The sequence below is a fragment of the Streptomyces sp. NPDC006602 genome (genome assembly GCF_042870385.1).
Classification (GTDB): Bacteria; Actinomycetota; Actinomycetes; order Streptomycetales; family Streptomycetaceae; genus Streptomyces.
The window spans coordinates 384,649-401,367 of sequence record NZ_JBIAHG010000005.1; the positions used below are offsets into that span (position 1 = coordinate 384,649).

Sequence of the window (16,719 nt, forward strand, 5' to 3'; positions counted from 1 at the left end):
GAAAAAGGCCCGGTTGCTGGCGACGGGGGATGCACCAGCAACCGGGCTACTGAAACGGTAACAAGAGATCGGCCGTTCGCAAATTCGATCTCCGCTCTTGCTCGGCTATTCGGACACCGACTGGCTTGCGGCGAACGGGAGTTGTTGAGCGGAGTCACCGATTCCGGAGGACCCCGTGCGGCTGACCGGCCGGTCAGCCGCACGGCTCGTGTCAACTCAGCGTGACCTGCCGGTTGGTCAGCCCGCCGCGCGCGCGGCGCTCGTCCGTCGTCAGCGGTGCGTCCGTGGCCAGCGCGCCGGCGAGGCGCTCGGCGAACTCCGCGGCCGGCTTCTCGATGTCCTCCGCGGTGACTCCGCTCGGCAGGTCCCAGACCGGCACGGTGAGCCCATGAGCACGGAAGGAGCCCACGAGACGGGTGCCCTCGCCGAGGTTCGACCTGCCCGCCGCGTGCAGCCGCGCCAGGGCGTCCAGAAGCTGCTCCTCCGGGTGCGGCATCACCCAGCGCAGGTGATTCTTGTCCGGGGTCTCGCACCAGTACGCGGCGTCCACGCCGGTCAGCCGCACGGTCGGGATGGCCGCGGCGTTGGCCCGCTCCAGGGACGCGGTCACCTCCGGCGTGGCGTTCTCCGCGTCCGGGACCCAGAACTCGAAGCCCGGGTGCACAACTGGCTCGAAGGCGCCTTCGGGCTCGAGCAGTTCCTGCAGTCGCGGACCGTCCGCCGGGGCACGGCGGGACTGGACCGGAGTGCCCGGGTCGGCGGTGAGCGCGCGTCGGAGAGTGTCGGCGAGGTCGCGGCTGATGTCTCCCGACGCCGTGTCGTTCTGCAGGCCGAGCAGCACCGAGCCGTCGTCGCGGCGCAGCGCCGGCCAGGCCATCGGCAGTACCGTGGCCAGTGTGACCGACGGGACGCCCTCGGGGAGGCCGCCCTTCAGCGTCAGCTCCACTGTGGCGGCCGGCACCAGCTCGCGCAGCGCCACCCAGTCGCACTCGCCGGGCAGCCCGTCGAAGGGGCGCTGCACCAGCTCGGTCACGGCATGCTGGGCGGCCCGGCCGTGACAGGCCTTGTAACGGCGGCCGCTGCCGCAGGGGCAGGGCTCGCGGGCACCGACGACCGGGATCTCCGCATCGCTGAGCTGCGGCCGCTTGGCCTTCGTCTGAGGTCGCTTCTTGGCCATCGTGGGTGTCTCCCGGTTACGGCTCGTCTCGTACGGGCGCGAGCCTAGCCGTTTGCGCCATCAACGACCGAAGCCTGTGGACAACGCGGCCTACGTGCAGACCTGTGGACAAATGTGCGGGATCCTCCGCGAACCGGCTGGTTCCGTCTGGGTGGTCTCGGCCCCGGTCGTATCGGTCCGCTGGTCCGCGCCCGGCTCGTCGCGGTCCGGTGGTCTCCGCGCGGTGGTCTCCGTCCGGTGGTCTCCGCCCGGTGGTCTCAGTCCAGCTCGTCGAAGGCGTCGGCGAAGTTCAGCTCGGCCATATCGGGTATGCCCGAGACCGACGGTGCCATGGGGGGTCCGGGCGTCCCTCCCGCTCGGGCGAAGCCGAGAGTGGCGGAGCGCGTGGCGAAGTCGTCGCGTCGGTGACCGGCATCGGGATCGTGGACCACGTCATGGACGACGTCGTGGACGACGACCCACACCGTGACCTCGCCGCGGGCTTCGTCCCGTACGCCCCAGTCGTCGGCCAGCGCGGTGATGATGTTCAGCCCACGGCCGCCGTGTGCGGTGACCGAGGGCGTGGACGGAGCCGGGCGGGTGGGCCCACCGCCGTCCGTCACCTCGACCGTGAGCCTGCCGCCGCTGTCCACCCGCCATGCGGCCCGGACGTCGCCGTCCCCGGCCAGGGCGTCGCCCAGCGGTCTGCCGTGCTTGCACGCATTGCTCAAGAGTTCGGAAAGAATCAGTACGGCGTCGTCGATGACCGCTTCCGACACACCGCCCCTGCGCAGCTGAGCGCGCATACGGTGTCTTGCCTTGCCCACGCCCGCAGGGCCATGGGGTACGGCCATGCTCGACGACGTGGGCACCTCCTGTGCCACCACCAACGCCACCCCCGAGACCTCCTTTGCCCCACGCCACGGTGTGGATGCCCCATTGGCCTGTACCGGAAACCGGCCAATCCATGTCCGGTGACGCATTCGCAATGATCGAATACGGACCGAACGCGCCGGGGCACTCCCTGTAGTCGCCTGGCTTGATTTCGACGGTGTGGCCGAGACTGGAGGATGGGGCCAGTGGGGCTGCCGGGTCAAGAGTCGTGCGGCACGCGCGCGTGCGTCAGCGGCCGAGCCTGCCCAGCACCGCGCGCGGGCGGTTGGTGATGATGGCGTCGACACCCAGGTCGACACAGAGATCGACGTCCTCGGGTTCGTTCACGGTCCACACGTGCACCTGGTGCCCGGCTCGTTTCAGACGTTCGATGTACGCGGGGTGATTGCGCACGATCCGGATCGAGGGACCCGCGATCCGGACGCCCGCCGGCAGCCGTCCGTCACGCAGCCGGGGCGAGACGAACTGCATCAGATAGACCGTCGGTAGCGTCGGCGAGGCGGACCGCACCCGGTGCAGCGAGCGCGCCGAGAAGCTCATGACCCGCACCCGCGACTCCTCCGCGGACGTCGGGGCGTCCAGCCCGAAGTGCTTGAGCAGTACCAGCAACCGCTCCTCGACCTGCCCCGCCCACCGTGTGGGGTGCTTGGTCTCGATCGCCAGCTCCACCCGGCGCCCCGCGTCGGCGACGAGTTCGAGCAGCCGCTCCAGGGTGAGGACGGAGGTCTCCTCGCGATCCTCGGGGCGGAACTCCCAGTCGGGCTCCTCGTCGCGCGTGCGCCAGAACTCCCGGGTCTTGCGGGAGCCGAAGTCCAGGGCGGCGAGGTCGGCGAGTTCCAGCGCTGAGACCGCTCCGCGGCCGTTGGACGTACGGTTGACGCGACGGTCGTGGACGCAGACGAGATGGCCGTCCGCGGTCAGCCGGACATCGCACTCGAGGGCGTCGGCGCCGTCCTCGATCGCCTTCCTGTACGCGGCCAGCGTGTGCTCGGGGGCCTCTTCCGAGGCTCCGCGGTGGGCGACGACCTGAATCCGGTGCTGTCGTACGTGGGTCACCGCGTAATGGTGCCACCGCGCAGGGGTACCCGCGCGAACGGAGGCCTTGGGATTGCGCCTCATTTGTCCAACATGGCCTATATAAAGAATGGCCATGGACCCACAGGCACCGCTTATGGTGCTCTGACGGCCTGTGGGAAAAGCTAACGGCATACAAAACACATGCACAGCTGCATCGCGCCGGACCGTCGACCAACGCGAAGCATGAAGCGCGTGACCGAGTGCGACCGACAAACTACAGCCGTGGATCGAGGAGAGAAGCTGTGAGCACCGAGAACGAGGGCACCGCGGTACCCCCGGCCCCGTCCGCACCCCCCGTGCCGGTGGATGCTCCCGCTGCTTCGGCGCCCCAGGAGTCCATCGCTCCCGGCGCAGGCGCCCCGACGCCTCCGCTTCCGCCGGCGCCGACGCCGCCGGGCGCCACCGGCGCACAGGAGCAGCAGCTGGTGCACGCAGGCCAGGCCCCCACCTACGCCGCGGCGGAGTCCGGCGGCGCCCCGCAGGGACAGCAGAACCAGCAGGGACAGCAGGGACACGAAGGCCAGGCTCCGCACGGAGCCTGGCCGCCCCCGCCGCCCCCGGCCACCCCGTCGTACGCCGATGCCGGCGGTTCCGGTGGCACGCCGTACGGCGGCGGCTCTGGCGGCACGCCGTACGGCGACGGCGGCTCCGGCGGCTCTGGATCCGTCTGGGGCGCCGCCTACCAGCAGCCCACGCCGAAGCCCCGCAGCGGACGCGGTGGCCTCGTCGCCGCGATCCTGGTGGCGGCGCTGGTCGCGGGCGGCGTCGGCGGCGGCCTCGGCTACACCCTGGCCAAGAACGACGACAACAGCTCCTCCACGACCGTCTCCGCCTCGGACAGCGGCGGCTCCATCAAGCGCGATCCCGGCACGGTCGCCGGCGTCGCCGCAAAGGCGCTGCCCAGCACCGTCACCATCGAGTCCGAGTCCACCAGCGGCGAGGGCGGCACCGGCACCGGATTCGTCTTCGACACCGAGGGCCACATCGTCACCAACAACCACGTGGTGGCCGACGCGGTCGACGGCGGCAAGGTCACGGCGACCTTCCCGAACGGCAAGAAGTACGACGCCGAGGTCGTCGGCCACGCACAGGGCTACGACGTGGCGGTCATCAAGCTCAAGAACGCCCCGACGGACCTGAAGCCCCTGACCCTCGGCGACTCGGACAAGGTGGCGGTCGGCGACTCGACGATCGCGATCGGCGCCCCCTTCGGGCTCTCCAACACGGTCACCACAGGCATCATCAGCGCGAAGAACCGCCCGGTGGCCTCCAGCGACGGTACCGGCAGCAACGCGTCCTACATGAGCGCCCTGCAGACCGACGCCTCCATCAACCCCGGCAACTCCGGCGGACCGCTCCTGGACGCGCAGGGCAACGTCATCGGCATCAACTCCGCGATCCAGTCCACCAGCGGCGGCGGCCTGGGCGGCACCAGCCAGTCCGGCTCGATCGGCCTCGGCTTTGCCATCCCGATCAACCAGGCCAAATACGTCGCCCAGCAACTGATCAAGAACGGCAAGCCCGTCTACGCCAAGATCGGCGCGTCCGTCTCCCTGGACGACTCCACGGACGGCGCCCAGATCACCCAACAGGGCGCCAGCGGCTCCGACCCCGTCGAGGCGGGCGGCCCGGCCGACAAGGCCGGCCTCAAGCCCGGCGACGTCATCACCAAGCTCGACGACCGGGTGATCGACTCCGGGCCCACCCTCATCGGCGAGATCTGGACCCACAAGCCCGGCGACAAGGTCACCATCACCTACGAACGCGACGGCAAGACCCACACGGTCGAACTCACCCTGGGCTCCCGCACAGGCGACAGCTGATCCCACACCGCCCGCCGCCAACAGTTACTCTTGTCCCCGCGCTGCCCGTCGGCGGCGCGGGGAGGCGTGCCCGAGCGGCCTAAGGGAACGGTCTTGAAAACCGTCGTGGCAGCGATGTCACCGTGGGTTCAAATCCCACCGCCTCCGCGCAGGTCAGCTTAGGTGCTGGTCAGAAGGGGTGCCCCGGTCGCCGGAGCACCCCACTGTCTCACCCCTTCTCGCCTGTATCCCAGTTCTGACCAGTACGTATGGGCCATCTGTGGGCCAGGATCAGGGCTACTCGTCTTCGTCCAGCGCACGAGAGATCAGGTTGTTGGAGTGCTGCTGACCGCCCTTTAGGATCTTTGCGTAGAAGCGGTACAACACGGCGATGCTGTGGCCGGCGCGAGCGGCAACCTCCGCCGGGTCCACCCCCGATTTGATCCAGAGGGAAACGCCAGCGTGGCGCAGGGAGTACGGAACAGCCGCAAGGTCGGACTCGACTTCGCGCGGGGAGAGCACCGCCTTTCGTGCTCTATCCCAGATGTCGCAGTATTCGGTGGACGGGACCCGTCCACCCCGAGCAGCCCGGAAAAGCCGACCGTCGTTAGCCGTGCCGTAGCGTGCGATGTGCTCACGGAGCAGGTGCACGAGAACAGGCGGGATGGGCACTGTTCGCGTCGCACCACGCTTTCGCCGCTTGAGTCCGCGTGTCTCGTACGACGTTCCGTCGTCCGTCCACCCGCCGCCCACCTCCGGGCGACTCTCCGCCAGCAACAGCTCGCCCCACTCCTTCACGCTCTCAGGCGAGTTGGGAGGCAAGGTGCAGTCCGCTTCCTTGAGCGCGACGATCTCGCCAGGGCGCATGGCTGCGTAGTAGAGGCACCCGAAGAACGCGTACAGGTGCTCACCCCGTGCCCCGGAGTCACGGACGGCTCCGAGCAACGACCGAGCCAGAGCCGGGTCCGGAACGTACCGGAAATCAATCTCGTCATCGCTCTCGGGAGGTGTCCAGTCCACGCGCGGCAGTGGATTGGCGGTGAGTAGCCCCTTCTCTTCGACCGTGTAGCGCAGCACGTTGCTCAGCACCATGCGCTTGCGGCGGGCCGTGTTCTCAGCGGCTTTGCCTCCGTCCAGACGGAGCGAGAGAGCCTCCAAAGCCGGTCGCAGTAGCGCAGGGTCCTCCAGGTCCTTGACCTTGATGGAGCGCGCGGCGATCCACTCCAGGGCGGCGCGGACGTCTTCCGGGGGCTCTTCCACCGCGTGGCGCGGCACCCAAGCCCCCTCGGGAGAGCGGACCGCCCGGAAGGCCCACTGGTACAGGGCAGCGCGCAGAACCATCGGGCGCGGCGCTCCCCTCTTGCCGGTGACGAGCGTGGCGGTGACAACGGCGAGCGACTCCGCGATGCTCGCGCGGTGCTTGGCGGCGGCCTGCGGCCACTTCATAAGGACGTATCCGGTGACGTGCTCGTACCAGGAAGGCGAGGTGCGCGACGCCAATTCGCGCGCGGGGAGCCCCGTTTCCTCGTCGAATTGCTGGCGGTCGCGCAGCGCGGCCATCAACTCCGCCCGGCGACCGTCAGCCTGCGGCTTGAGCTTGAAACTGCGCGAGTGCGGTCGCTCGCCCACTCGCCAACGCAGCTCCCACGGCTTGGGGCGGCCGGCGCGCTTGCGGATGGACCAGATATCGACGTCGTACGTGAGCATGTCTCTCCAAGCAGAACGAGGGGCCCGCGCACAGCGCGGGCCCCGGTGAAGCGGGCAGGTTTACGCGGCGTGCTGCTCGCACCGCTCCCACCACGTGTCCAAGTCGGCGCGACTGACGCGAACTTGTCCGTTAGGGAGCTTGCGGAGACGGGGGGCTTGGCCGCGGGCGCGCATGCGGTAGAAGGCGGCGCGGCTCATGCCGATCTCGGTGAGGACTTCGGGGAGCTTGAGCATCTGCGGGCGGGCCATCGTTGCTACTCCTCGCTTGGTCTGGTCTTGGGTCGGGGTGCGTGTGTCCGAGGTCTGGATTTCTGCGTCACCGCGTCACCTGCGTCATGCACGCGTCTGACCTGCTGGTTTCTGGTGACGCAGAGGTTCGTGGGTGCGTCATCGGTGACGCAGGCTGTCCGTCACGGGTGACGCAGGTGACGCGGCGTGACGCAGAGAACGGCCGTCTGCGTCACGGGTGTCTACGCAGGTCACCCGGTGTTTTCCGGGCCCCCGTGACGCAGGTGACGCAGCGTTCCCCACTTAGGAAAAAGAGAGGGGCGTCTGTGGTGGTGCGGTGCGGCTCAGGTCGTGAAGAAGGAGCCGCTTCGCGGCACGTCCATCGCAGGGCGGCGCCGCCGCCGAACAGCAAGAGGAGCACGCCTCGCCGGTGGTGCTCCTCTTGCTCGTGCGGTCGGGGGCGGTGCCGGTCAGAACGCCTGCTGCTCGTGCGGGGACGTGGCCGGAGAGCGGGTCATCTCGATGTAGCGGCCCTCCCTGGTGCGGCCCGAGTCGATGAGGACTCCACGAGCGGCAAGCGTCGGCTGGAGACGCTTGAGACGGTCGGAGAGGACTTTGCCGGTGGTCGGCCACCCCTTGGGCAGGGGACGGAAGTCCTCGCCGGTGTAGAGGCGGGTGAGGCAGTGCAGCCACTCCGTGGAGGTCATCCGCTGCTCTGTACCGGGTTCGATGTCTGCGGCGTGCCTGAGGACGGTCTGTGCCAACAGGTCACCCTCGATCACGTCGTCGTTCAGGTCGTCCAGACTGGCCCGGTAAGCCGTGAGCGCCCCGAAACCGGTCGCGGCGTCGAGCTGCGCGCACAGGTGCGCGAAGTCCGCCATCCGCAGATCGGTGGGCGTCTCCGCCTCGACCGCGCGGACCTTCACCGTGAGATCCAGGAGAGACCCGAGGACGACGGGCAGAACCTCCGCGTACTCCGCCCACAGCTCCGCCTCCGTTCGCCGGACGCGGGGGCGTTCCAGACGCAGCGGCAGGAGTCGTTCGGCGAGGTCGGGGCGGATGACTCCCACGTCGATACCGGTCAGGAGCAGGGGGCGGCGGTAGCGGGCGCGGAACACGTCACCGTCGGTGAACAGAGCGCGTTTGACGTTCTCGGCTCCGGTGACGATGCAGCACATCGCGTCGGACAGGTCCGGGGTCATGTGGGAAAGGTTGTCCAGGGCGGTGACCCATCCAGCGGCCACGGCCGCGATCAGGTTTTCCTCGTCCTTCGGGGCGCGGCGCAGGTCGCCGCTCATGCCTTCGATGATCCTGATGAGCATGCGCCCGCCGGTGGACTTGCCGGCGCCCTGCGGTCCGGTGAGGAACGGGGCGGGGACGGGCACGGACGGTCCGAGGCAGCCGATGAGCCAGGCGATGGCCAGGCACTCGGTCTCGGCGTTGGCGAAGTTGCACAGCCTCAGCAGCAGATCGATGCCCTTACCGTCGGTGTCCTTCACCGGCAGGGGCAGTTCGCCCGTGAGCTGCGTACGCCGCCAGCACACCTCGCGCGGGTCGGGGATGGCGATGTCCCAGCCGGTGGGGTGGATACGGACGGACTGCCCGTCGTTGCGGCCCAGGTCCAGCCACGTCGCCCCGTCGAATCCGGGGGCGACGCGGATATGTACGGGCTGCACGTCCTCGGTGAGCGCGAGTGCTTCGATCAAGTCCAATGCCTCCTTGAGTGCGGTGCCGTTGAACACGCCCACTCCGTCGCGGAAGAGGCCGACCATGAGTTCCTGCCGGTGGCTGCCCGTCGTGCCCTGCGAGCGGATCGGGCGGGCCACGGGGTGGCCGTTCTTCTGCGCGTACACGGTGCCGTCTGCGGTGCGGAAGTACCGGAAGTGGCTCTGTGCGTAGTCGGTGATGACCTCGCGGGCCGGGTTCTTGTCGTCGTCGGACATGGTCACAGTCCCAACCGGGTGAGGGCGTTGGTCCACGCGTCGGTGCAGTGTCGGGAGGATTCGCCCTTGGCCTGCGCGGCGGTGAACAGGCGCGTGATGTGGGTGTCGGTGAGGCAGCCGCATCGACCGTGCGTCGACAGCACCGCCAGGAACGTCCGGTACACGGCCGCGTGGACCGCGCTGCGGGCTTCCGTGATGCGCTGCTCGGCCATGGCGATACCGCGTTCCAGGAACGCGGGCGTGCGGTGGGGGCACTGCCCGCCGCGGGACCGGGCGGGCACGGAGACGGAACGGGGCGTCGGCCGGACGGTGGGAGGTTCCTTCACGGCCAGCGCGCGGACGACGTCGGGGAGGTCGGTCATGGTGCCGGTGCCGGGGCCAAGCCAACGGGCGTATGCCATGGTCGACTTGAGGTCGACGCCGGGACGCACGCCGTTGTGTGACGTCATGGCACTCCGGTAAATCCAGTGCTCACCGCGCGTCGTCTCCACGGTCCGTGTGGCGGGCAGGGTGGCGCGGGCCCAGGCGACGGCCGCCGCGTTGTCCAGGTCGACGACGGTCATGCCAGCGCCGCCGGGGTGGTAGGCGACGGCGGCGGCCCGGCGCCACGCCGTCTCCCATGCCGGGGAGGTGAGGGTTCGCGGGTCGGTGGTGGCGGCGGCCCAGGCGTGGCAGACGCCAGGGCACTGGCAGGGGCCGGGCGTCTTCATGTTCGGCCGCCCGCCGCACGCGTTGCCGGTGCAGTCCGGGCAGTTGCCGAACGGCACCTTGCCCGCCCGCAGGGGCAGGGGCGGGATGCCGTGGGCGGCCAGCATGAGCGCGGTGTCCATCAGGGCCGGGGCGGCGGTCATGCGGCGGTCCTCCCTTCGAGGGCGAGGAACTGTGCGGCGATCCAGTGGGTGTAGGCGGGGGGTACGGCTTTGCGGGCTTCGAGGTTGGTCATCCAGGTGCAGCCCATGGCGTCGGCGTAGGCGCGTTCGTTCTTGTGCTCGAACGGCATGAGCTTGTGGCGGCCGCTGGGGTGCCAGCAGGGCGGGAGGAGTTCCCCGCCGCCGTGCCAGGACGTCTCGAACACCCGGTGACGGCGGACCCTGAGGCCGAACTGCGAGCCGCACAGGATGTAGTCCGGGCGCAGCACGCCCGCGGCTGCCGTCTCGGGCACGTTCTCCATGACCCACGGCCGCCCGGTGGCCTGCATGACCTCCCGTCCGGGGCCGATCAGGTCGGGATGGGTGTCGGGGTTGCCGCGCCACTTGGTCACGGTGGCGTAGCGCTCGCACGGCCAGGACCCGTGGACCAGGTCGAAGGTGTGCCCGCGTTCGGCGGTGTAGTCGATCCCGTCGGCCTGGACGAAGGGGAAGGGGTAGTTGGGCTGCGGGCGGATGTCGACGCCGACGACGTCGAACCCGGCGAGGTAGTAGCCCATAGACAGCCCACCACCACCGCAGCACACATCCAGCACCCGCCGCCCGTTCGGCCGCCGCAACGGCAGGACGCGGGCGCTCACGCGGCCACCCCCAGACCGTCCGTGACGAGTACGGCGAGCGCGGCCGTGCCGATGTGGTGGGCGTAGGCGGGCGGGATGCACTCGCGGATGCCGTCGCGGTTCATCCATGGCACGCCCATCACGCGGCGGGCGAGGTCGACGCCGGAGAAGTTGCCGACGAACTGGCCGTAGTGGCCGGGCGGGATGGGGCGGCCCATCTTGGCCTGCGGCACCAGGTGCGGCGGGTGGACCGGCTGTCCGAGGGTGAAGCCGCCGCCGGTCTCGAAGTAGCGGTGCCGGTAGGTGTCCAGGGCGAACATGGGCCCGCACAGCATCACCGGAGCGTGCAGTTTGGGCGCGGCGCCGCCGACGTTCTCCATCACCCACGGCCGCCCGGTGGAGTTCAGGGCGGCGCGGGTGGGGGCGATCAGGTCGGGGTGGGCGTTGCCCTGGAGGCGCTGGCATTCGGTGTCGTGCTGGCAGGGCGGGGATGCGTGGATGAAGTCGAACGCGGCGCCGTGTTCGAGGACGAAGTCGATGGCGTCGGCCTGCACGAACCGGTACGGGTAGCGGGGCTGCGGGTCCTTGTCGACGCCGGTCACGTCGAACCCGGCGTCGGCGTAGCCCTTGGCGGCGCCGCCCTGCTTGCAGTACAGGTCCAGCAGGCGCGGCCGGGCGCCGCGTACTCGCCGGATGTCGGTGGGTTGCGTCATGCTTGGAGACCTCCACAGGTCAGTCAGTGGCAGGTGGACAAGGGCGGCCCCGCGACTTTGGCGAGACGAGGGGGCCGCCCTTGGCGTAGCTACTGGTGGTTGTTGGTCTTGGCCCACACGCCGGTCGTGCGGGTGTGGACGTTGCGCCGGTCTTGGTAGACGGGGCCCTCGTAGTGGTGGTGGACGTCCGGGGCGGGCTTGGCCCTCGCGGCGAGTCGGGCGAGGGCGAGCACGAGGGCGGTGGGGGCGCCGAACACGAGACCGCACACGAGCGGGTCGGCGAACTGGGAGAGGTACATGAGCACCGCCGCGGTGCCGCCGACCATGGCGGTGGTGGTGCCGCCGGCGAGCATGAGCACGCTGGCGTCGGTGGCGCCCTGGCTCATCGGGGGCCGTCCGGGCTGGATGACAGGCGGGGTGGTGCCGTGAGCGGGCGTGGGGGTGTCGTCGCGGTAGGCGGTGGGCCGGTAGGCGTCGGCGATGATCCGGCGGGCCTCGGCGGCGGCCTCGTCCTCGGTCAGTCCGGCGTCCGGGCGGACGCTGGCAGGGGCGTTGTCGGGGTACATGCGGAATCCCTTCCGGTGCTGGGTTGGGGAGGCAGGGGCACCCCCTTCGGGGTGCCGTGTGGAGGGGTGTTTCGGGGGTCTGACCTGCGGGCCTCCCCGCCTCCCCGAAACGGTGTTTTCGCTGATCAGCGTGGGGGAGGCGGTCTGGGGAGGGGGTTGGGGAGTTCTCCCCGCCTCCCCGGGCCGGACGGCCGTTCCTCCCCGCTACTGGGCGGCGGAAGCGGAACCGTTCTCGTCGCGGTTGGCGAGCGCCCGCAGGACGTGATCGCGGTGGATGACCATGACCCCGTGCGACTTCTTCGGCTCCTCGCCGTGCTCCTCCAACAGGCTCTTGAGCCGGTCGTTGGTCCACTGGTCGCCGTAGACCTTCGCGTCCAGCGCGTGCAGCCGCTTGAGGACCTCGTTGGTCCGCAGCCGCGGCGCATCGCCGATCACCTGGGCGACGTCGGCGAGCGCGTCCCGCTCCTCGCCCTGGTCGACCACGCGCAGGGTGGTCACGCCGTCGCGCAGGGCCTTGGCCCGGTCGGCAACCTCGGCGGCCGGCTCCTCGTCGATGAAGTGGGTCCGCACCGTGATGGATGCCTGCCCGGCGGGGATCGTGATGCCGTCCGAGGCGACCACGAGGGTTCCCTTGTCCAGGCCCTGGCGCAGCAGGTGCGGGGCGGCGCCGCCATCCACGGCCTTGTCACCCAGCGCCATGCGGGCCTGCGACTCCGTGCCCAGCACGAGCGAGGCGCGCGTGTGGGCTCCCTCGCGGACCAGCTTGGGAAGGTTCTGATCGGTGGGGTCCTGCGTGCCCTGCCACATCAGCACGTCGACCGCACGGCCCTGGTTGTGAATCTTGCGGACCGCCATGAAGTACCGCGAGGTGGCCTTGGAGCCGCCATACGGCCGCCGGTCATCACCGACGACGGGGCACATGAACGCCAACTGCGCCTCATCCACCAGCACGATCAGCGGCCGAAAGACGATGCTCGGGTCGCGGCGACGCTCCTCGATCCGCCGGTTCATCTCCTCCACCGCGTCCTCGACCATCTCGGTCGCCTGGATGACGTGGTCGTCGGAGGGGCCCTCGATCAGCACCTGCGCGATGCCCTCGAACATGGCCCAGTCGCCGATGCCCTTCAGGTCGGCGATCCAGAACTGCACGGAGCGATCCAGCGCCAGCCACAGGGCCAGCGCCCGCAGGGCGGCGGTCTTGCCCTGGTTGGACAGGCCCGTGACCAGCAGGTGGCGCTGATACAGGCTGATCGCGGCGGCATCCCCGCGCAGGTCCTGCCCCCACGGGGCCTTGCCGGTCTTGTAGTTCGCGGTCATCGTCTCGTCGGTGACCAGCGGAGAGGGGCCGATCGGTTCATCCAGCGCCCCCGAGTCGGCGATCCACAGCCGGACCGTGCGGGCCGCTTCCGGGATCGTGATGAACACCTCGTGCTCGTGCCGGGTCAGGTTCTCCGCGAGCTTGCGGCGCCGGTTCTGTACCTCGTTCGTCGCCACCCCGGACGGGAGGGTGACGTCGACCTCGACACCGCATCCGGCGATCCGGATCGGTCCGAGCATGGAGGCGCCGGCGTCACCCATCTCCTTGATAGCCGTCTTCAGCGGAGCGATGCCGAGGTCACGCAGGGCCTTGACCACGATGGACGGAGTGATGGGTTCGCCCTCGCCGTTGCGGACGTTGTCCGGGAGCGCCCACTGGGGTGCGGCTTGCTGCTTGCTGCCGACCGACCACAGGGCGAGCAGGGCCAGCAGCGGGCCGACGATGATCAGCGTGCCCCACACCACCTGCACGATCCGGATGAGTGCGCCGATGAACTCGATGGTGGCCTGGAGCGGGGTGATGACGTCCCCGATCTCCTTGGTGTTGAGGGCCATCACCACTCCGAGGGCGACCAGGACGCCGATGCTCATGCCGGTGCCGACGGCAACACCCTTGGCCGCGTCGACCGGGGAGTGGAGCAGGTCCATGCGGCGGTGGTGGCGGGCGGCGCGGAAGCGCTGCAGCCGCTCCTCCCACTCCTCAGCCGCTTCCAGGTTCCCCGCGGCTTCCGCCGCCCGGATCATCCGCTCGTACCGCGAGCCGGTGCGGCCGTCCCACGCCCGGCGGGCCACGATCCGGCCGCCGTTGAGGGTGTAGAGGCTGTGTCGGGCCGTTGCGCGGACGACCGTCTTCGTCCGCTCGTGTGTCACGCCGGTCGTGATGGCGCGGCCGGAGCGGACCCACAGCGGCACGGGCGCGGCCGGTGCCGGGTTGGGGACGACGGTCAAGGTGGTGACAGGCGCGTCCTGGGCAGGGGGTTCGGGGGTCTTGTGGAGGTGAACGACGTTCTCGGTCATGCTGGGGTGTCTCCTGACTGCCCTGGTCGGGGCGGGAGTTGGGGAGATAGCCGGGGTGGCCGGGTCCGTGGCAGGGACGGCCACCCCGGCGGGCGGCGGCGCGGGTCAGTGGCGGTGCCGGGCGCGGTTCTCCGCGTGGCTGAGCTGGGACGGCTGGGTGCGCGGGCCGTCGAGCCAGCAGAACGGGCGGGTGCCGTCGGCGGCCTTGAAGACGCGGATGGCGGCGCCGGGCGGGGCGTCGGGCAGGGCGTAGACGCGCCCGCCGTCGAGGGAGGCCAGCAGGCGGGCGGCGTGGTGCTCGCACCCGTCGGCCCCGGCGTTGTGGGCGTCCAGCACGGTCACGACGACCGGACCGGCGCAGGGCGTGGGGTCTTCCGGGTGGGCGGCGGGGCAGCGGCGGTCCATGCTCACCACCAGCTCGTCTTCTTCTTGGGCACGATGTTGGGGTGGCCGTTGACCATGTGGTCAACGCACTGCGGGCAGTCCTCGCGCGGCTTGAGCTTGCGGTGAATGCGCCGGTCGTGGGCGTGCTGCCAGCACTCCGGGCACTCGCCGGGAGGCGTCTCCTTGGCGGCCATGGTCACCACCACCCCGACGACTTCTTGGCGGCCTTGGCGGTGGCGGCCTCGGTGATGAGGCGCTGACGTTCGGCGTGCAGGGCGGTCAGCTCCGCGTTCAACCGCATCTCGGCAGCAGAGCCGGTGGACTCCATCCCCTCCTCGGCACGGCCCGCGCTGCGGCCCCGGGCGATCCGGTAGGAGCCGCCGGCCAGGGCGCGTGCCATGGCGCGGCGCTCGCTGCCGTTCAGCGGCCACCACTCACCCCGCCGTACGGCTTCCAGCTTCTTCGTGGTCGCCTGGATCTCGCGGTCCAGGCGGCGGATGTCGGCGTTGCCCATCAGGTACTCCTCAGGGAGTCGCAGGGGTCGGGGGAGGCGCAGGGCACGCAGGTGCCGAGCGAGGTGGGGATGACGTATCCGGCGTCCCGCCGGCACTTGGGGCAGACGCGGCGGGCGGCGTTGGCCTTGGCCAGAGCCGCCCACCGGGCCGGCGTCATCGGCCGGACCGGCTTGGCGACTTCGATGCGGTAGAGGTAGGCCACCAGCGGTCCCCGGCGGCGGCGTGGCCGTTCCAGCTGGGCGGCCACGTCCTGACCGCCGGGCCGCAGGTCGCGCGCCCTCAGTTGGCGGCGGGTGGCGTAGCCGTCCGGGGCCAGATGCCACCGGTAGACGGGCAGCGTCCCCATCACGCGGCCTCAGCCGATGCGGCGCGTTCGGCGAGGATCGTGTCCCGCAGCGTCCGCGCGTTCACCGGCGACGTGTGCACTTCCCGGCGGATGCCCTCAGCGGTCACCTTCGCGTCCGGCCATTGGGCCGTCACCGCCCGCGCTTCGGCGAGCAGCTGATCCGGCGTGCGCTTGGGGCGGGGCGTACGGGCCACGTCGGGAACGCGTCCCGTCGCCCGACGCGATCGAGTCGACTCAGCGGCCGTCGTGCGCCGCTCGATCGAGGTGACCGGCGCCGACTCGACTACCGGGGCGATCGAGGGGACCGGCTTGTCCGGCACGGCCGACTTCATGAAGTCGACCGGCACCGGATCGGGCACCCGGACCACCGTTGCCGTGATCGGCGCGGGGGTCGATCCGAGCAGGTCAGCCGTAGACCGATTCATCTTGGTCTCGGTGGATTCCTCCGCATTCGCGCTCGCGGCTGGAATCGGGGCGGGTCGGTGGTGCAAGACCTTGGCGACCAGATCGGAACCGAAGTAGATCGACCCGACCGGAAGCGACGTGGCCAGCAGGACCAGGGCCCAGTTCGCCGGATCCCAGTCCGCGAGCCGCCCCCAATCGACCGTGCTGCCGTGCAGCTCCGGAACCAGCCCGTGCACGTAGTTGAGGACCAGTGAGGCGCCGGTGTAGGTGCCCAGCACCCGCAGCGCGAACGTCCGATCCCGCCCGGCGAGCACGAGGGTGGCAACCAAGGCCAGGGCCATCAGGCCGTCGACCACGAACGGGTACAGCGTGGCGGCGGTACTGTCCGCGCCGACCGCGCCCGCGATGTCCCGCAGCGCGTTCCACGAGACCCGAAACGCCATGCCGACGACCGCGACCAGCGCGAGAACGAGCAGCGTTTTGCCCTTGCGGTTCATCGGCCGGTCCCCTCGTCATCGAGGTCGCCCGGCTCCCAGACGAACCGCTCGCCCATCCACTCCTCGGAGTCGCCGTTGTCCGGCCCCATCGTGAGCGGGCCGGACGATTCGGTACGCAGGTACCGGGCGACCAGGAAGCAGCCCACTGCGACCGCCAGAGCGGGCAGCGGGAAGGAGTAGACGAACGCGGTCACGCAGGCGGCGGCCGCAGCGAGCACGCACAGCACGGTGGCGACCAGGCGCCACCCCTCCCGACGGACGGGGCTCATGCCGCACCCCCGGGAAGGCTCGCGCCGGCCGCGCTGTTGAGCAGCGCGACCCGGGCGGCGAGCGCCCGGCGGCGGGCGCGGCGGATACGGCGGGCGTCCAACTCCGTCGGCGTGCGGTCCAGGGTGATGATGTGCGCGTCCAGCAGATCAACGTCCGCCAGGATCGCGGGCATCTCCCGCTCGATCGCGTCCAGCTCCGCGTCCGTTGGCTCCATGAAGTCGGCGAACGCGGTAACAGCGTCCTGAACAGTGACGATGTGGTCCATTGGGTCGTGGTTCCTTTCGCAGGGGAACGACTCGAAAGCGGCTCCGGTGTTCCAGCACCGGGGCCGCGCCGTTGTGGTGAGGGCCTCTCGTAGTGCACGAGCGGCCACGGCCACCCGGCACGAAGCGCTGC

At 70.4% G+C, this 16,719-nt stretch carries 19 protein-coding genes and 1 tRNA gene; 2 read left to right on the plus strand and 18 right to left on the minus strand.

The genetic code is table 11. The features are described from left to right. Positions 1 to 211 precede the first annotated feature (211 nt). From ACFYO2_RS16850 to ACFYO2_RS16860, 3 genes are all read right to left on the minus strand, one after another. Positions 212 to 1,177, minus strand: a complete 966-nt coding sequence (locus tag ACFYO2_RS16850) for a DUF5926 family protein (RefSeq protein ID WP_388349237.1) — start codon at positions 1,175 to 1,177, stop codon at positions 212 to 214. A gap of 257 nt (positions 1,178 to 1,434) precedes the next feature. Next, the gene (locus ACFYO2_RS16855; protein ID WP_388349239.1) at positions 1,435 to 2,139 is read right to left on the minus strand and encodes an ATP-binding protein; all 705 of its coding nucleotides are present in this window, start codon (positions 2,137 to 2,139) and stop codon (positions 1,435 to 1,437) included. A 139-nt stretch (positions 2,140 to 2,278) separates the two neighbouring features. Beyond that, entirely contained in the window at positions 2,279 to 3,106 is an 828-nt protein-coding gene (locus tag ACFYO2_RS16860; protein ID WP_388349241.1) for a glycerophosphodiester phosphodiesterase, read from the minus strand. A 263-nt stretch (positions 3,107 to 3,369) separates the two neighbouring features. Between ACFYO2_RS16860 and ACFYO2_RS16865 the strand changes: the two genes are divergently transcribed. Further along, positions 3,370 to 4,950 (plus strand): S1C family serine protease, encoded by a 1,581-nt coding sequence (locus ACFYO2_RS16865; RefSeq protein ID WP_388349243.1) that lies wholly within the window; start codon positions 3,370 to 3,372, stop codon positions 4,948 to 4,950. A 60-nt stretch (positions 4,951 to 5,010) separates the two neighbouring features. After that, positions 5,011 to 5,097, plus strand: a tRNA-Ser gene (locus tag ACFYO2_RS16870). Positions 5,098 to 5,226: 129 nt separating this feature from the next. Here the strand turns inward: ACFYO2_RS16870 and ACFYO2_RS16875 are convergent. The 15 genes from ACFYO2_RS16875 to ACFYO2_RS16945 form a co-directional block, all read right to left on the minus strand. Next, the gene (locus ACFYO2_RS16875) at positions 5,227 to 6,636 is read right to left on the minus strand and encodes a tyrosine-type recombinase/integrase (protein WP_388349245.1); all 1,410 of its coding nucleotides are present in this window, start codon (positions 6,634 to 6,636) and stop codon (positions 5,227 to 5,229) included. A gap of 60 nt (positions 6,637 to 6,696) precedes the next feature. After that, positions 6,697 to 6,885: a helix-turn-helix transcriptional regulator gene (locus ACFYO2_RS16880; protein ID WP_388349247.1), complete on the minus strand. Its 189-nt coding sequence runs from the start codon at positions 6,883 to 6,885 to the stop codon at positions 6,697 to 6,699. Positions 6,886 to 7,334: 449 nt separating this feature from the next. Further along, positions 7,335 to 8,807 carry an ATP-binding protein gene (locus tag ACFYO2_RS16885; RefSeq protein ID WP_388349249.1) on the minus strand — a complete coding sequence of 491 codons (1,473 nt, stop codon included), beginning with the start codon at positions 8,805 to 8,807 and terminating at the stop codon, positions 7,335 to 7,337. Positions 8,808 to 8,809: 2 nt separating this feature from the next. After that, positions 8,810 to 9,658, minus strand: a complete 849-nt coding sequence (locus ACFYO2_RS16890) for a DNA primase (protein ID WP_388349251.1) — start codon at positions 9,656 to 9,658, stop codon at positions 8,810 to 8,812. After that, positions 9,655 to 10,314, minus strand: coding sequence for a class I SAM-dependent methyltransferase (locus tag ACFYO2_RS16895; protein ID WP_388349253.1), 660 nt, complete (start codon positions 10,312 to 10,314; stop codon positions 9,655 to 9,657). Before ACFYO2_RS16895 ends, ACFYO2_RS16890 begins: the two co-directional genes overlap by 4 nt. Further along, complete coding sequence (locus tag ACFYO2_RS16900) at positions 10,311 to 11,006, minus strand: SAM-dependent methyltransferase (RefSeq protein ID WP_388349255.1); 696 nt, start codon at positions 11,004 to 11,006, stop codon at positions 10,311 to 10,313. Before ACFYO2_RS16900 ends, ACFYO2_RS16895 begins: the two co-directional genes overlap by 4 nt. A gap of 89 nt (positions 11,007 to 11,095) precedes the next feature. Continuing rightward, positions 11,096 to 11,572 carry a hypothetical protein gene (locus ACFYO2_RS16905; RefSeq protein ID WP_388349257.1) on the minus strand — a complete coding sequence of 159 codons (477 nt, stop codon included), beginning with the start codon at positions 11,570 to 11,572 and terminating at the stop codon, positions 11,096 to 11,098. A 204-nt stretch (positions 11,573 to 11,776) separates the two neighbouring features. Further along, positions 11,777 to 13,906: an FtsK/SpoIIIE domain-containing protein gene (locus tag ACFYO2_RS16910; protein WP_388349259.1), complete on the minus strand. Its 2,130-nt coding sequence runs from the start codon at positions 13,904 to 13,906 to the stop codon at positions 11,777 to 11,779. Between the two features lie 105 nt (positions 13,907 to 14,011). Then, positions 14,012 to 14,320, minus strand: coding sequence for a hypothetical protein (locus ACFYO2_RS16915; RefSeq protein WP_388349261.1), 309 nt, complete (start codon positions 14,318 to 14,320; stop codon positions 14,012 to 14,014). After that, a complete protein-coding gene (locus tag ACFYO2_RS16920; RefSeq protein ID WP_388349618.1) occupies positions 14,314 to 14,484 on the minus strand; it encodes a pRL2-8 in 171 nt (56 codons plus the stop codon). The genes ACFYO2_RS16915 and ACFYO2_RS16920 overlap by 7 nt, the downstream gene beginning before the upstream one ends. Before the next feature lie 2 nt (positions 14,485 to 14,486). Then, entirely contained in the window at positions 14,487 to 14,804 is a 318-nt protein-coding gene (locus tag ACFYO2_RS16925; RefSeq protein WP_388349263.1) for a hypothetical protein, read from the minus strand. Beyond that, the gene (locus ACFYO2_RS16930) at positions 14,804 to 15,151 is read right to left on the minus strand and encodes an RRQRL motif-containing zinc-binding protein (protein ID WP_388349265.1); all 348 of its coding nucleotides are present in this window, start codon (positions 15,149 to 15,151) and stop codon (positions 14,804 to 14,806) included. The genes ACFYO2_RS16925 and ACFYO2_RS16930 overlap by 1 nt, the downstream gene beginning before the upstream one ends. Further along, on the minus strand, positions 15,151 to 16,053 hold the full coding sequence (locus tag ACFYO2_RS16935; protein WP_388349267.1) for a DUF2637 domain-containing protein: 903 nt from the start codon (positions 16,051 to 16,053) through the stop codon (positions 15,151 to 15,153). The genes ACFYO2_RS16930 and ACFYO2_RS16935 overlap by 1 nt, the downstream gene beginning before the upstream one ends. After that, complete coding sequence (locus ACFYO2_RS16940) at positions 16,050 to 16,322, minus strand: hypothetical protein (RefSeq protein ID WP_388349269.1); 273 nt, start codon at positions 16,320 to 16,322, stop codon at positions 16,050 to 16,052. Before ACFYO2_RS16940 ends, ACFYO2_RS16935 begins: the two co-directional genes overlap by 4 nt. After that, a complete protein-coding gene (locus ACFYO2_RS16945; RefSeq protein ID WP_388349271.1) occupies positions 16,319 to 16,588 on the minus strand; it encodes a DUF6284 family protein in 270 nt (89 codons plus the stop codon). Before ACFYO2_RS16945 ends, ACFYO2_RS16940 begins: the two co-directional genes overlap by 4 nt. Positions 16,589 to 16,719 lie beyond the last annotated feature (131 nt).

Coding starts and splice junctions, on each gene's coding strand:
- ACFYO2_RS16850 (WP_388349237.1), bottom strand. CDS start 1,177: ATGGCCAAGAAGCGACCTCAGACGAAGGCCAAGCGGCCGCAGCTCAGC.
- ACFYO2_RS16885 (WP_388349249.1), bottom strand. CDS start 8,807: ATGTCCGACGACGACAAGAACCCGGCCCGCGAGGTCATCACCGACTAC.
- ACFYO2_RS16925 (WP_388349263.1), bottom strand. CDS start 14,804: ATGGGCAACGCCGACATCCGCCGCCTGGACCGCGAGATCCAGGCGACC.
- ACFYO2_RS16900 (WP_388349255.1), bottom strand. CDS start 11,006: ATGACGCAACCCACCGACATCCGGCGAGTACGCGGCGCCCGGCCGCGC.
- ACFYO2_RS16855 (WP_388349239.1), bottom strand. CDS start 2,139: ATGCGTCACCGGACATGGATTGGCCGGTTTCCGGTACAGGCCAATGGG.
- ACFYO2_RS16935 (WP_388349267.1), bottom strand. CDS start 16,053: ATGAACCGCAAGGGCAAAACGCTGCTCGTTCTCGCGCTGGTCGCGGTC.
- ACFYO2_RS16920 (WP_388349618.1), bottom strand. CDS start 14,484: ATGGCCGCCAAGGAGACGCCTCCCGGCGAGTGCCCGGAGTGCTGGCAG.
- ACFYO2_RS16880 (WP_388349247.1), bottom strand. CDS start 6,885: ATGGCCCGCCCGCAGATGCTCAAGCTCCCCGAAGTCCTCACCGAGATC.
- ACFYO2_RS16910 (WP_388349259.1), bottom strand. CDS start 13,906: ATGACCGAGAACGTCGTTCACCTCCACAAGACCCCCGAACCCCCTGCC.
- ACFYO2_RS16945 (WP_388349271.1), bottom strand. CDS start 16,588: ATGGACCACATCGTCACTGTTCAGGACGCTGTTACCGCGTTCGCCGAC.
- ACFYO2_RS16875 (WP_388349245.1), bottom strand. CDS start 6,636: ATGCTCACGTACGACGTCGATATCTGGTCCATCCGCAAGCGCGCCGGC.
- ACFYO2_RS16940 (WP_388349269.1), bottom strand. CDS start 16,322: ATGAGCCCCGTCCGTCGGGAGGGGTGGCGCCTGGTCGCCACCGTGCTG.
- ACFYO2_RS16890 (WP_388349251.1), bottom strand. CDS start 9,658: ATGACCGCCGCCCCGGCCCTGATGGACACCGCGCTCATGCTGGCCGCC.
- ACFYO2_RS16930 (WP_388349265.1), bottom strand. CDS start 15,151: ATGGGGACGCTGCCCGTCTACCGGTGGCATCTGGCCCCGGACGGCTAC.
- ACFYO2_RS16905 (WP_388349257.1), bottom strand. CDS start 11,572: ATGTACCCCGACAACGCCCCTGCCAGCGTCCGCCCGGACGCCGGACTG.